This is a genomic window from Acinetobacter ihumii (assembly GCF_900625095.1).
Taxonomy (GTDB): Bacteria; Pseudomonadota; Gammaproteobacteria; order Pseudomonadales; family Moraxellaceae; genus Acinetobacter; species Acinetobacter ihumii.
Genome location: NZ_LR130760.1, coordinates 3,033,400 through 3,046,726 on the forward strand (window position 1 = coordinate 3,033,400; position 13,327 = coordinate 3,046,726).

The following is a 13,327-nucleotide window of genomic DNA, read 5'->3' on the forward strand; positions in this document are numbered from 1 at the left end:
GTGAATAAGCTGAATATTCTAAAGGATCGAGTGTATTTAGCCTAGTCAGCCGATAAAAAAAGCAGCCAACTTTAGTTGTACTTAAGCGTCGACTTTTGCCAGTGTTAAGCTAAGTGCTCAGGGTGAGTCATTCAAGCAGGTTGCATATAATGAGAATGAATGGATGAAATAAGCTGATTTTTGGTACATATTTTGAATAGATTTTGAGTACAATACAGTCACTGTGAGGAAAAATAAAACATAACATGCTTAATGATAACGATTTAGAGACAGTCTTTATGTTAGGACAGCAACAATTACGTTCGCTGACTCCTTTTATTTCAAAAGATATCATTCAAAGTTCGGTTCCTACGCTCTCTTTGCTGGATCAGTTGCCTGTACCTGCATTTATTTTAAGTACCAATGGCGTTTTTTTAAAAGTAAATCAGCTCTATGCAGATATCTATGCCAGTGATGCCTTGTATATGCAAGGTAAGCTCATGAGTTATTTTATTGAAAATATGCAAACCGAAATTCAGGTGATTTTAGCTCAGTTCGAACAAGAATCATTTCACGAAAAAGAACTTTATGTGAAAGGTCGTTTTTATAATAGTTATTGGCGACCTTTAACTGATCAAAATGAACAAATCATTGCCACCATGGTCATTTGGGCAGAAGTCACACGTTTAAAACGCCGTGAGCGGGTACTTGAACTGAACAATTTACGTTTACAGGAACACCTTTATATTGATTCAGTCACAGGTGTCGCCAACCGCCATGCGCTTGAACAAGCATTGACCCAGCTCAAGTCAGACCAGAAGGTCAGTCATCTTCATATATTGATGCTTGATCTGGATAATTTTAAAAAATTTAACCAAACCTATAGTTATAGTCAGGGCGACATTGTATTAAAGGAAATTGCTGAGTTGTTACAAAGCTATTTGATTCCTGAAGAATCACGGTTGTACCGTTTAAATTCAGCTCGATTTATCATTGTGATGCCGAATGCTTCAGAGTTAACTGCCTATACCTTAGCAGAGCGTTTGCGCATGGCAATTTATGATGCAGCTTATCATTTTGATGCTTCAGAGACTCAGAGACTCAGTGCTTCTGTTGCCATTTATCATCCTTCATACCATGAACTTGATCATTTTTCTGAGATTGAATCTAAATTATCTATTGCAATTAAAGACAGTAAGTTAAATCAACCGAATAAAAATGCAAATACAAGCCGACCTCCTATACTTGGCGAACACTCATCCTGAGTTTGTCTGATAGATTCTGTGTCATGCCCGTGATGAAGTCAGTATTTTTAGGCTGATTGTTTTCCCAAGCCAACACAATTTTATCCAAAAGAGAGTGTATGCCCAGATTTTGAAAAATTAAACATGTTTTTGCATGATTTGAATGTGATATCTTTACTCACATTCATCAAATACATAGCCTAAAGCTATTTTCTCTTCGTTTCATTTGAGGCCATCCGTGACATCAATTTCGCAAGTCAATGCATTATCTGCTGCTCAAGAGCGTATTCAGCAAGATTTAACGATTGCCTTAGAGGCATTTGCTTTACCTGAACCCTTGAAGTCTGCGGTGCATCATGCAGTGATGCTCGGAGGGAAACGTATTCGTCCTGCATTATGTTATGCGGCTGCTTCATTAAAACAGCATCCCAACTTTGCAGCCGCACGTCGTGCTGCTGTTGCGGTTGAGTTTATACATTGTTATTCACTGGTGCATGACGATTTGCCTTGCATGGACAATGACTTGTTACGTCGTGGTCAACCCACCTGTCATGTAGCATTTGGTGAAGATACGGCCTTACTGGCAGGTGATATCTTGCAGTCGATGGCCTTTGAGGTATTAACGAGTCGGTTATTTGATCAGCAGCAAAGCGTAGACAATGCCATTGTGTTGAAACAAGTACAAATTTTGGCAACAGCCAGTTCTAAAATGGTCAGTGGTCAAGTGCTTGATTTGCAATCGGAAGGGCAACAGATTCATCAGGATGCGCTTGAAACGATTCATCGTAATAAAACAGGAGCATTAATACAGGCTGCAATTATGATGGGAGCGGTCACTGCATTTGCTGGAACAGATCAAGCCATTCCACAATTACGTCAATTTGGACAAAATATTGGTTTAGCATTTCAGGTTCATGATGATGTGCTGGATATTATATCTACCACTGAAACTTTGGGTAAAACTGCCGGTAAAGATGAACAAGTTGAAAAATCTACTTATCCAGCATTAATGGGCTTGGAAGCCGCACAACAATATGCGCAATCTTTACAACAACAAGCACTTTCTGCACTCGATTATTTTGGTGAGTCTGCTCGAGACTTGCTCGAAATTGCACAATTTGTATTATCCAGAAAAAACTGATTTTTCAGTTAAAAAAGGCAGTCCCTTGTCTTTAGAGCAAAGGGACTGCAAACGATAGAATCATCAACAGCAAGTTTAAGACGGATTACGTCCCATCACACCGCGAATGGTATTCAGAATATCAGCAGGTAATACCACAGTTTTGGCATTGTTGGATTTCGCCATATCCTGCATGGCTTTAATATATTGCTCACCCAATAAATAAGCGACTGGAATTTCCTGTTCACCGACTGCTGAAGTCACCATTTCAATGGCCTTTTGTGAAGCTTCTGCCAGTACCACCTGAGCTTCGGCATCACGACGCGATGCTTCCAGACGACCATCGGCCTCTAAAATGGCTGCTTGTTTTTCACCATCTGCTTTGGTTACGGTGGCACGACGTTGCCGTTCAGCTGCAGCTTGAGCTTCCATAGCCGCTTGCATGGTCGGTGAGGGTTGAATATCCTGAATTTCTACAGTTTTAAGGGTAATGCCCCAATCTGAAATATCATCTGAAATGGCGGCTTTGAGTTTGGCTTTTATATGGTCACGTGAAGATAATGCATCATCCAGATCCATTTCACCCACGATAGAACGCAAAGAAGTCTGAACCAGATTTTGAATAGCCCATGTGTAGTTTTCAATGCCATATACCGCTTTTTCTGGTGTGGTTAAATTAATATAGGCAACTGCATTCATGACCAAGACAGCATTGTCACGGGTGATCACTTCCTGAGAGGGAATATCAAGCACAATATCTTTTGTAGTCACTTTATAAGCGACTTCATCGACATAGGGAATGACAAAGTTAAGTCCTGGGCTCAAGGTCGCATGGTATTTACCCAAACGTTGCACAATCCATTTATAACCTTGTGGGACAATGCGCACCCCTTTAAAAATGGTGACACCGACAAAGATGAGAAAAGCTAAACCAATAATCGTACCGACTGGCATAAAAAGATCCTCTTATGTTTCTTGAGATTTATGTAATTGAACAACCAGATCATTGCCCATAATATCGACCACGCGTACCCGATCACCGACCTGAACAGGGGATAAACTACGACAGTTCCATTCGTCCGAACCTAACACAGGTAGAGAGAATCGAACCACAACCTGATCATGAGTCAATCCAGTTTGGATGACCATTCCGACTTGACCGATTGTCGCTTCACGGGACAATCCTGCTTTGGTTTTGTCAATTGAAAGCGGTTTAATAAATTTAAACCATAAAAGTGTGCATATCACCGATAGAATAATCCACATGACAATTTGTACCGTGAGATTCATTACCGGGAATAGCCACAATAAAATTCCCACCAAAATGGCGGCAATACCAAACCAAAGGGCAGCAAAGGCAGGTAAGATCAGCTCAGAAAGCATCAAAACAATACCTAAAATAAACCAATGCCAAGGTTCTAAAACTAATTCCATAGCGTTGCTCGTATTACTTATGATAAAGATGAAAAAATCATCAAAGATCAATGTAGCAGAACTGGCGCATCATGAATATGAAAATCAGTGGTAGATCTAAAAATAGGGAAATTAGCTCAGATTTCTTCGCTGAATCCTTTTAATTTTTGCTGTAAGAAGAAAAGGAATGAGGCTTTTAACACGGATAAAAAAATCGAGTATTCAACCTAAATCGGGCAAAGAAATGCAATAAGGACTTAGCATTTCTTTGCGCATAATGATGGATAATTAAAACTTCGCACGTGGCGCAGGTTTAAGCGCAGCAGGGGATTGTTTAAATGCCTGAATGACACTTTGAATTTCTTTGATTTTAAGCTGGGTGGCTTTTTCACCTTCTAAAATTGCCTGATTACTCGATTTTAAATCCAGTACCCCCAGATTACCGACTTTGGGTTGAATCACCACACTGGCCTGATTTAACTCAGTACTAATACTTTGCTGTCCCATAATATTAATAGTCTGATCCAGCAAACCGAGCATATTGCCGGCACCTGAACCGGTTGGTCGTGCAGAAATATCCACCGCAATCACAAGATCCGCGCCCATATCTTTGGCTGTTTTAACAGGAATTGGGCTGACCAGACCACCGTCCACATATTTCACATTGGCAATGGTGGTAGGTACAAAGACATTCGGAATGCTGCAAGAGGCGCGAACCGCTTGTCCGGCGTTGCCTTTAATAAAATCTGCTTTTTGTCCATTATCGAGGCGGGTTGCGACCGCAGCAAAACGAATTGGAAATTTTTCAATCGGTTTATTCTCGACTTGAGCATTGACATAATTTTGTAATTTTTGACCTAAAATAATGCCTTGCCGATTCAGGGTCAGATCACGCAAATCTGATTCCTGTAATTTGAGTGCCAGACTCTGCATTTGGTACGGTGTTTTCCCACTGGCATAGATGCTCCCGACAAAACTACCTGCACTGGTGCCTGTCACAATCTTTGGTTTAATGCCGTGCGACTCTAACACCTTAATTACACCAATATGTGCAAAACCTTTGGCACCGCCCCCTCCCAGAGCCAGTGCAATCACAGGTTCACGTGCTTTGATGGAACTGGTTTGAGTTGGTGTTTTTACGCTTTTATCACAGCCAAATAAAGCCAGACTCAGTGCGCTGACCAGAGCAAAATGTACAACTTTCATCTTAATTTAAATAACAAAATCTGGACAAAAAAGATGCGCTCATCTGAACAGATTTAAGATGCGAATACTAGCGTTTTTTCACAAGATTTTGTAAAGGTAAAGATAACCAGTCAGGTGTGTGCGGGGAAAATTTTCCTTCAAAACGCTGCATTATTTCGTTCAAATCCTGTTCATAATCTCCCGTAGGATGGAATATCCCCAGACAATGAATCGTTTTTTGATTAAAGTCGAAAGAAAAAATAACGATGGGAATCTTTGCCTTTAATGCAATTTGATAAAATCCACTTTTGATTTTTTCAGCTTTCTTGCGAGTTCCTTCAGGTGCCATGCCTACCCAGATTTGATCCTGCTGTTGAATAAACTCAACGACTTGTTGGGTTAAACCATTGATTTGATCACGTTTGACTGGAATCAGTCCTGCCCATTTTAGTACAGGTCTCAAAGGGGGCTTAAATAGACTGTCTTTACCCAGAACAGTTATTTTAATTCCTAAAGCACCAATCGCAAGAAACCCGTACCATGCATCGATATTAGACGTATGGGGCGCAACAATGGCAACAGCTTTGGCTAAATTGGGAAATTCACCTTCAAAACGCCAGCTTTGTGCTAAAAACAGAGCTTTAAAGGTCGCTCGACTCAGGGGTGTTCCACGTCTTGGAATTTGGTCGGGGAGTTCTGGAAAATGCGGCATATCCTGATACCTTAAAAATCATCCTTTTTGTGCATGATAGTCTTTTGAAACCTCGCTGACATTGGCAAAATGGTGAGTTTAAATGTGCATGATTTTGCCAAAGGAAATCGAATGCTCAACCCAGCGCGGTTATATGTCTTGTTATTCTCATTGTACTGGGCGCAAGGTTTACCTGTCGGTTTTATGACACATGCCTTACCGGTTATTTTAAGAGCGCAGGGCGTTTCACTGGCTCACATTGGTGGTTTTGGGTTATTAATGTTACCGTGGTCTATCAAGATTTTTTGGGCACCACTTGTTGACCGATTCGGTTGGTCTAAATTAGGACATTATCGAAGCTGGATTATTCCGACTCAACTTTTGAGTGTGGTCATTTTAATACTCTTATCTTTTTTCCCAATTGACGAATTGAATCAACCTTTTACGCTTTCTATCTTTTTTATTTTATTTCTCTGTCTAAATTTAACTGGTGCAACACAGGATATTGCCACAGATGCCTTGGCGGTGAATTTGCTAAAAACCGATCAGCAACACTGGGGTAATACGTTTCAGGTGATTGGCTCACGTTTGGGATTTATCGTAGGGGGAGGCGTTGTACTGTGGGCATTAGATGGCTTTAGTTGGCAAATAACGTTTTGGATGTTGGCACTGATCGTGTTGCTCAATACTTTGCCGATTTTGTTTTATCAACAATCGCATGATCATACAGCGCAGCATTTTGAAACATCTCAAAAACGTGTGAGTTTTAAGCAGTATTTTCAATACTTTACTCACTCCAAAGAACTACGTTCCTGGTTAGTCGTGCTGGTGACATTTAAAGTTGCAGATGGATTATCTGGCCCTTTATTAAAACCACTGATGGTGGATTTGAGGCTGAATTTTACTCAGATTGGCGTTTATATCACTATGCTGGGTGCTTGCGCTGCACTGTTGGGAGCCGCAATTGCAGGTTACTTATTAAAAAAATATGCTCGTGCGCAATTACTGATCTGGTTTTCCTTGTTAAAGGTGTTGAGTTTATGTGCCTATGTAGGACTGGCTTTTGCTTATGAACAAAAAATCGTGATCAGTCATTGGATCGTGTATGTGGTGAATGCAGTTGAAGATGCAATTTCTGCCATGCTTCTGGTGGTCATGCTGACATTGATTATGCAATATAGTCGCAAAATGCTAGCAGGCACAGATTTCACTTTTCAGGTGGCAATTATGGCAACCATGAGTGGCGGCTTATATACGATCAGTGGAATCTTGGGCGACTGGTTGGGTTATTTTATTTATCTCAATATCATTGTTGTCGTGGCAATGCTGTGTGTAATCCCGATGTTCATATGGAAACAGCATTATCAAAAAAACGGATAAACATTGATTTAAAATCAAGCATATAAAAATAGCCTAAGCTAAAATTTTTATAAGTTAATCAAAATTTAATGGTTCTGTAACATTTAGGGTCTGTGTAGGATTTGTAACAAATTAACACAGGAACACAACATGAAAACCAAAATTGTGTGGGCATTTGCCTTAAGTTTGATTGCGGGAAGTAGCTTTGCAGCACCCACCTTATATGGTGAAATTGATGCCTCTTTAGATTATTTACCTGAAAATAATGTCACAAAATCTGATCGTGATGTATGGGAAGTCAGCTCAAATAGTTCTTATCTTGGAATCAAAGGTGAGGAAAAGTTATCTGAACGTTTAAGTGCTGTTTATTTGGCTGAGTGGGCATTTAACGCTGACGGAGATGGCACAGACTGGTCGCAGCGTAACCGTTTTGTCGGTTTGAAAGATAATGTGTGGGGAACAATTAAACTCGGTAAACATGATACGCCAGTCAAACAACTGTCCAGTGTGGTGGATACATTTAATAATTATGTTGCTAACAAAGCCGATATTACTGGTATTTTTACGGGTGAAAACCGTGTCGACAATGTACTGCTCTATGAATCACCAGCAATTAATTTAGCAAATGGCAATATAAAAATTAATGCATTGTTTGCCACTGGAGAAGGTTCTGGCATTAAAGCTTCGAGTGGTGGGGTAAAAACCGCGGGTCGCGGTTTAGGAGATGCATGGTCAGCTTCAGCTGTATATGACAATAAAACAGTAGTTGCAGGGGTGGGCTACGATAAAGCCATTCCGAGTACGTTTTTGGGGCGTGGTTTTTTAAATGCGTCTGAACCTGAAATTGCAGGTGGTTCATTGCTTGCCGCAGCCAACACCATTCGTGGTATTGGTCGTTTGAATTTACTGGATAGTCATTTGGCATTAAAAGCATTGTATCAGAGTTCAGAGGTTGAGGACGTTGCAGGAAATGCTGCGGGTTCAGCAAATATTGACGATGCACAAGGCTGGTTAATTGGGGCGGAATATAACTTCCCTAATGCCAACAAATGGACGGTTAAAGGACAATACAGCCAAAATAATACCAGTTTTAAAAACAACCAATCCGATTTTGAAGCCACACAGTTTATTGCAGGTGCAGATTATGCATTCAGTAAACAATTTAAAAGTTATGGCTATGCAGGATATTTAACGCTTGAACAAGCCAGTAAAAAAGACAAACAACCTGTTGCAGGGATTGGTTTAGAGTTTAAATTCTAATAAATCAATTGACTAAATCAAGGTGATCAACATGATCACCTTTTTTATTTAAGTGATTTTTAAGTTTAAATTTTTAGATTAGGCAGTTGTAATCAAAATATGATGTGAATGTTGAATTGCATTTTGAGTCTATATTTTTGAGTTTATCCCTGATTGAACCGAGTTTGGATCATCTATTGATCTTTGTTCTATTTATACCTCAATAAAATATAAGCTCAGAATAACAAAAATGATTTACAGTCGTTATAAGCTATCCAATCACACAGTTAATTTATATGAGGCTGGTGGTTTGTTGCATAACCTGCTTAAATACTGATGAAAATAAACATTCAACATTCGGATACAAGGCTGTATGCAATAAAGATCATTTCTTTTAGTATTTTTTTGCAAGCCTCATAATCAACCTGATGAGCCGTGAGTCAATCCTATGCCTAAAATTCTGATTATTGAAGATGACTTCATGATCGCAGAGTCAACCTTGACCTTGCTTAAGTATCATCAATTCGATGTTGAATGGGTGAATAATGGCATTGATGGTCTGGCACAACTGACCAAACAAAATTTTGATCTGGTCTTGCTGGATCTTGGCTTGCCGATGATGGATGGCATGCAGGTGTTGAAACAGATTCGACAAAAAACAGCCGTGCCTGTGCTGATTATTTCTGCACGTGATCAACTTGAAAACCGTGTCGATGGTTTAAATCAGGGTGCCGATGATTATTTGATCAAGCCTTATGAGTTTGATGAATTACTCGCACGCATTCATGCTTTACTACGCCGAAGTGGCAAAGAAGCACACACCAGTAGTCAGGATCAAGTTTTACGTAGTGGTGATGTGGTACTGAATATTGAAAAGCACGTGGCAACGTTAAATGGTCATGAAGTTGAACTGTCTAACCGTGAGTGGGCAATTCTCATTCCATTGATGACTCATCCCAACAAGATTTTTTCCAAAGCCAATCTGGAAGATAAACTTTACGATTTTGATAGTGAAGTGACCAGTAACACGATTGAAGTGTATGTTCATCATTTACGTTCCAAGTTGGGTAAAGATTTTATCCGTACCATTCGTGGATTGGGCTATCGACTTGGACACAGTTAAATTGTAGGAAATATTATCCCTCATGCTTCAGCATTATTCTTTAAAACGACGCCTCATCTGGTACACGTCTATTTTTAGTATTTTGCTGGGCTGTGTGCTTATTTTTTCAGCCTATAAAATTGCCTTACAGGAAAGTAATCAAATTTTAGATGCTCAGATGCAATATCTGGCAAAGCGTTCCGCGACACAGCCGTATTCATCCGTTGTCAGTCACTTTGAACAGGATCGGATCTATCGGGAAGAAGATCTGTTTGTCGATATCTGGGCGTATAAAAACCAGAGCCATTTGAGTCATGCCGATCGTTTACTGGTTCCGCCTGTTAAATATGCGGGCTTTTATACCCAACAAACCGAGCACGGTGTCTGGCGTACCTATGTGATGCCGACCAAAGATTTTCAAATCCAGATCAGCCAGCAGCAAAAAGTCAGACAAGTGATGGCACTTGAGCTTGCAGGCAGCATGTTTTTACCCTATGTGATTATTTTACCGTTTGCCTTAATTGGTTTGGCAGGAATTATTCGGCGTGGTTTAAAACCACTTGATGATTTTAAATCGGAGCTGATTCAACGTGATTCTAACGATTTGGCACCCATTCATGAGAAGGACTATCCTGAAGAATTATCGCCCACTATTCATGAAATGAACCGCCTATTTGAACGAATTTCGACCGCGCAACAAGAGCAAAAACAATTCGTGGCAGATGCTGCGCATGAACTTCGTACCCCAATTACAGCCTTAAACTTACAGACTAAAATTCTTTTAAGCCAATTTCCAGATCATGCGGCTTTACAAAATCTAAGCAAAGGTTTGGCCAGAATTCAACATTTGGTCAGTCAACTGCTGGCACTTGCGAAACAAGATGCTTCTATGAGTAGTCTTGAGCGTTTTAGTCATTTTCTTTTAAATGATGTTGCACTCAATTGCGTAGAACAGCTCATGAATCTGGCAATGGAAAAAGAAATTGATTTAGGTTTTGAGCGCAATGAAAATATTGAAATTGTCAGTATAGAGCCGACCGTACATTCCATTGTTTTTAACCTGATTGATAATGCGATTAAATACACACCTGCAAATGGCGTGATTAATATTTCAGTGTTTGAAGACAGCAATCAATGCGCCTGTGTGCAGATTGAAGACAGTGGTGCAGGAATTGACCCACAATATTATGATCAGGTACTGAAACGCTTCTATCGCGTACATCATCATCTGGAAGTTGGGAGTGGTTTGGGACTGTCTATTGTGGATAAAGCTACCCAACGTTTGGGCGGAAGATTGACACTGGCTCAAAGTCAGGAATTAGGTGGTTTAAGTGTTTTGGTGCAATTGCCCAAAATTTTAAAAAGTTGATTTTGATCAATGGAGACTCCCTCACCATTATTAAGCTCTCGTTATTTTATAAAAATTTATATAAATCAATTATATAAAATATATTTCGGGTTTGTATGATCTTTTTAAACAAAGACTTTGTATAAAAATATGTGCATATCTAAAACAAAAAAACGGCTCAATTCGAGCCGTGAAAATCATAATCAAAAAAGAACTTAAAACATTCCATCTTCCGAGTTTGCAGAGATTTTATGAATGGATAAATCTGCACCCTGAAACTCATCTTCTTGAGAAAGACGAATGCCCATGGTCATTTTTAAAATACCATAAACTACAAAACCACCCAATAAAGCGATGCTGACGGCGAGCAGGCTGCCAATCAGTTGTGAGATAAAAGAAATCTGACCCAGCCCACCTAACCATTGTTGACCAAAAATGCCGACTGCAAGTCCACCAAATACACCACAAACACCATGTAAGGGCCATACACCAAGAACGTCATCAATTTTGAGTTTATTTTGGGTATACGTAAATAATTTGACAAAAATGAATCCAGCAATCGCACCAATCACTAATGCACTAAATGGATGCACAATGTCCGAACCAGCACATATCGCAACCAATCCCGCCAATGGTCCATTATGTAAAAAGCCGGGATCATTTTTTCCTGCCAGATTGGCACTTAATGTTCCACCGACCATCGCCATGAGTGAATTCATGGCAACTAAACCCGAAATAGCATCGACACGTTGTGCACTCATGACATTAAAGCCAAACCAGCCCACTATAAGAATCCATGAACCTAAAGCCAGAAAAGGAATGGAAGAGGGTGGATGCGCACTAATTCGACCGTCTTTTTTATAACGACCATGTCGCGCACCCAATAAAATCACGGCAGCCAATGCAATCCAGCCACCCATCGCATGTACCACCACCGATCCTGCAAAATCATGAAAAGGTGCGCCAAAATGAGCTTCTAGCCAGCTTTGTAAACCAAAATTACCATTCCATGCGATGCCTTCAAACAGTGGATAAACCAAAGCCACCAGAAAGAAAGTTGCAATTGCTTGAGGACGCATTTTGGCGCGTTCGGCAATTCCACCTGAAATAATGGCAGGAATCGCGGCGGCAAAGGTCAACAAAAAGAAGCAGCGCATTAAGTTGTAGCCATGTTCTGCTGAAAGTGTCGTGCCTACATGAAAAAAATGCAGGCCATAGGAGATGTAATAGCCAATAAAAAAATAGGCAATTGCTGAGATAGAAAAATCAGTCAAAATTTTGCTGAGTGCATTGACCTGATTTTTATGACGAACTGTTCCTAGCTCTAAAAATGCAAAGCCTGCGTGCATGGCAAGAACCAATACTGCACCTAACAATAAGAAAAAAAGATCTACATTCTGCATAGTTTGCTCAAAATAAGTGCTAAAAACCATGTTGAAGTACAAAAAAATGATGATTTGCACCAAAATGGTTTAGTAAATCTAAAAAATACCAATCAAAAGTTTGGGTTTTGATTATTGAAACTCTTGAAAGCAAAAAACGCACCAGTTTTGATATTTTTATCGAGATTTTGGTAATTATGGTGCGAAATGGGCAAGTTTGGTGCTGATTTAATTTTTTAAAGAAATTATTTTAAGATTTAAGCTCATTAATTATTTTAAGCATTAGAATAAGTCAGGACTTAAAAATCATGATAATAGATACTGGTCGGACATGGCTCATATTCTTCTTGCACTTTTTCCCCTCATAGCATTGATTGCGACAGGTTACTTTTTTAAGAAATATCATTTCTTCACAAATGAATTTTGGGCGGGCGCAGAAAAGCTGAACTACTACGTGCTTTTTCCAAGCTTACTTTTTCATACATTGGCAACAGCAAACATCGATCCGCATAGTTTGAAAACGGTGATTGCGACTATGTTTATCGTCCTTTTCATCATCACTTCTGCATTTTATATTTTACGTTTTTTTAAACGAATCCCACCTGCTCGTTTTGGCGTACATGTTCAAAGCTTGATACGTTTCAATACTTATATTGGATTGGCTTTAGTGGCAGCGCTTTATCATAAAGAAGGAATGGCAATTTTGGCGATTCTATTGGCCATTTGTGTGCCAATCGTCAATATTATTTCTGTGCTTGCACTTACGCCGTCTGAGCAAATGTCATTCAGAGCTGTTGTGATTGCCCTGATTAAGAATCCTTTGATTTTATCCTGTATTTTAGGTGGTTTGGTCAATGCATTACAGATTCCAATCTGGGAGGGCTTGATGAATTTACTCAAACTATTTTCTGCATCGAGTTTACCTTTGGGGCTACTCTGCGTAGGGGCTGCTTTACAGTTTATGGAAATGAAAAAGGATGTTCCAGTTTTGATGCTGGATACTTTTGCTCGGTTACTTTTAATGCCTGTATTGGCTTATGTTGTGTGTTTATGGTTCGGGCTGTCTAAACTTGAAAGCCAGATTACCGTGATCTTCTTTGCTTTACCGACTGCATCGGCAGCCTATATTCTGACTAAAGTTTTAAAAGGGGATAGTCAACTGATGGCAGCGGTGATTAGTTTGCAGACCTTGTGTGCTGCGGTGACGTTGCCGTGGGTGATTTGGTGGGTGGGGTGATCTAATCCTTGCTATTTAGCTGAGTTAA

12 protein-coding genes are annotated in these 13,327 nt (G+C 39.8%); 7 read left to right on the forward strand and 5 right to left on the reverse strand.

Annotated elements, in window-relative coordinates; all coding sequences use genetic code 11:
- The first annotated feature begins 245 nt into the window (after positions 1-245).
- Both E0D95_RS14240 and E0D95_RS14245 read left to right on the forward strand, forming a co-directional pair.
- Positions 246-1,244, forward strand: a complete 999-nt coding sequence (locus tag E0D95_RS14240) for a GGDEF domain-containing protein (RefSeq protein WP_130804652.1) — start codon at positions 246-248, stop codon at positions 1,242-1,244.
- A gap of 217 nt (positions 1,245-1,461) precedes the next feature.
- Entirely contained in the window at positions 1,462-2,364 is a 903-nt protein-coding gene (locus tag E0D95_RS14245; RefSeq protein WP_130804654.1) for a polyprenyl synthetase family protein, read from the forward strand.
- 75 nt (positions 2,365-2,439) lie between these two features.
- On the opposite strand, the gene E0D95_RS14250 is transcribed toward E0D95_RS14245, so the two are convergent.
- The 4 genes from E0D95_RS14250 to E0D95_RS14265 form a co-directional block, all read right to left on the reverse strand.
- Positions 2,440-3,297 (reverse strand): SPFH domain-containing protein, encoded by an 858-nt coding sequence (locus E0D95_RS14250; protein ID WP_130804656.1) that lies wholly within the window; start codon positions 3,295-3,297, stop codon positions 2,440-2,442.
- Positions 3,298-3,309: 12 nt separating this feature from the next.
- Positions 3,310-3,777: an NfeD family protein gene (locus tag E0D95_RS14255; protein ID WP_130804658.1), complete on the reverse strand. Its 468-nt coding sequence runs from the start codon at positions 3,775-3,777 to the stop codon at positions 3,310-3,312.
- Between the two features lie 267 nt (positions 3,778-4,044).
- Entirely contained in the window at positions 4,045-4,962 is a 918-nt protein-coding gene (locus tag E0D95_RS14260; protein WP_130804660.1) for a patatin-like phospholipase family protein, read from the reverse strand.
- 67 nt (positions 4,963-5,029) lie between these two features.
- Positions 5,030-5,653, reverse strand: a complete 624-nt coding sequence (locus E0D95_RS14265) for a lysophospholipid acyltransferase family protein (protein ID WP_130804662.1) — start codon at positions 5,651-5,653, stop codon at positions 5,030-5,032.
- A 111-nt stretch (positions 5,654-5,764) separates the two neighbouring features.
- Between E0D95_RS14265 and E0D95_RS14270 the strand changes: the two genes are divergently transcribed.
- The 4 genes from E0D95_RS14270 to E0D95_RS14285 all read left to right on the forward strand — a co-directional run bounded on the left by E0D95_RS14270 (position 5,765) and on the right by E0D95_RS14285 (position 10,701).
- Positions 5,765-7,012, forward strand: a complete 1,248-nt coding sequence (locus tag E0D95_RS14270; protein WP_130804665.1) for an MFS transporter — start codon at positions 5,765-5,767, stop codon at positions 7,010-7,012.
- A 129-nt stretch (positions 7,013-7,141) separates the two neighbouring features.
- A complete protein-coding gene (locus tag E0D95_RS14275; protein ID WP_130804667.1) occupies positions 7,142-8,251 on the forward strand; it encodes a porin in 1,110 nt (369 codons plus the stop codon).
- A 427-nt stretch (positions 8,252-8,678) separates the two neighbouring features.
- Positions 8,679-9,353 (forward strand): response regulator transcription factor, encoded by a 675-nt coding sequence (locus E0D95_RS14280; RefSeq protein WP_130804669.1) that lies wholly within the window; start codon positions 8,679-8,681, stop codon positions 9,351-9,353.
- Between the two features lie 22 nt (positions 9,354-9,375).
- The gene (locus E0D95_RS14285; RefSeq protein ID WP_130804671.1) at positions 9,376-10,701 is read left to right on the forward strand and encodes an ATP-binding protein; all 1,326 of its coding nucleotides are present in this window, start codon (positions 9,376-9,378) and stop codon (positions 10,699-10,701) included.
- Between the two features lie 194 nt (positions 10,702-10,895).
- On the opposite strand, the gene E0D95_RS14290 is transcribed toward E0D95_RS14285, so the two are convergent.
- Entirely contained in the window at positions 10,896-12,083 is a 1,188-nt protein-coding gene (locus tag E0D95_RS14290) for an ammonium transporter (RefSeq protein ID WP_130804673.1), read from the reverse strand.
- Between the two features lie 310 nt (positions 12,084-12,393).
- Between E0D95_RS14290 and E0D95_RS14295 the strand changes: the two genes are divergently transcribed.
- On the forward strand, positions 12,394-13,299 hold the full coding sequence (locus E0D95_RS14295) for an AEC family transporter (RefSeq protein WP_130804675.1): 906 nt from the start codon (positions 12,394-12,396) through the stop codon (positions 13,297-13,299).
- The last annotated feature ends 28 nt before the right edge of the window (positions 13,300-13,327 follow it).